This window comes from Streptomyces sp. CO7 (genome assembly GCF_053474865.1).
Genome location: NZ_JBRIOU010000002.1, coordinates 1,574,155 through 1,575,433, shown reverse-complemented (window position 1 = coordinate 1,575,433; position 1,279 = coordinate 1,574,155). Strand labels below are relative to the sequence as shown.

General features: G+C 74.0%; 1 protein-coding gene. It reads left to right on the top strand.

The features are described 5' to 3' along the window. On the top strand, positions 1 to 1,192 hold a 1,192-nt coding region (locus ACOV8S_RS09240), incomplete at its 5' end, for a ribulokinase (protein ID WP_448317221.1). Positions 1,193 to 1,279: the final 87 nt, after the last annotated feature.

Sequence of the window (1,279 nt, the reverse complement as noted above, 5' to 3'; positions counted from 1 at the left end):
GATCTCCGCCGAGTGGCAGTTCGCCAAGGCGCTCCAGGTGCTGGAGGAGGACCCCGAGGTCTACGCGGCCTGCGTCCGCTGGATCGAGGCGGCGGACTGGATCGTCTGGCAGCTCACCGGCCGCGAGTCGCGCAACGCCTGCACCGCCGGCTACAAGGGCATCCACCAGGACGGCGGTTACCCGTCCGAGGAGTACCTGGCCGCGCTGAACCCGGACTTCGCCGACTTCGCCCGGACGCGGCTGGAGTTCCCGCTGTCCCCCCTGGGCTCACGGGTGGGGTCGCTGACCGAGGAGGCGGCCGGCTGGACGGGGCTGCCGCCCGGCATCGCGGTGGCGGCCGGCAACGTCGACGCCCATGTCACCGCGGCCGCCGCCCAGGCGGTGGAGAACGGGCGGCTGCTGGCCATCATGGGCACGTCCACCTGTCATGTCGTCAACTCCTCGGTGCTGGCCGAGATCCCCGGCGTCTGCGGTGTCGTGAACGGCGGCATCGTGGACGGCGCCTACGGCTACGAGGCCGGGCAGAGCGCGGTGGGCGACATCTTCGCCTGGGTGCTGCGCCAGGGCGTGCCGCGCGAGTACCAGGAGGAGGCGGACGCCCGCGGCGAGGACCTGCACGCCCTGCTGACCCGCAAGGCCGCCGGCCAGCCGGTCGGCGCGCACGGCCTGGTCGCGCTGGACTGGCTGAACGGCAACCGTTCCGTCCTGGTCGACCACCACCTCTCCGGCGTCATCATGGGCCTGACCCTGGCCACCCGGCCGGAGGACGTCTACCGGGCGATGCTGGAGGCCACCGCGTTCGGCACCCGCGTCATCGTCGAGACGCTGGAGAACGGCGGCGTCCCGGTGCACGAGTTCGTGGTGGCCGGCGGGCTGGCGAAGAACGAGCTGCTGATGCAGATCTACGCGGACGTGCTGCGCCGTCCGGTCTCCCTCGCGGCGTCCGGTCAGGGACCGGCCCTGGGTTCGGCGGTGCACGCCGCCGTGGCGGCCGGCGCCCACCCCGACGTGCGCACCGCGACGGCCGCGATGGGACGGCTGCGGCGCGACGTGTTCGTGCCCGACACCGGCCGGGCGGACGCCTACGACGCGCTGTTCGCCGAGTACCGGCTGCTGCACGACCGCTTCGCGGACGGCGACCAGCTGCACCGCCTGCGGAGGCTGCGCGACGCGGCTCTCGCCGGCGGCTGACACCGCCGCATCCCGCATCCTCTCCACCTCCCGCCCCCCCCCGTCCCCCTACGGACCCCCCCCCCCCCCGGCCTCCTTGTGCAGAGC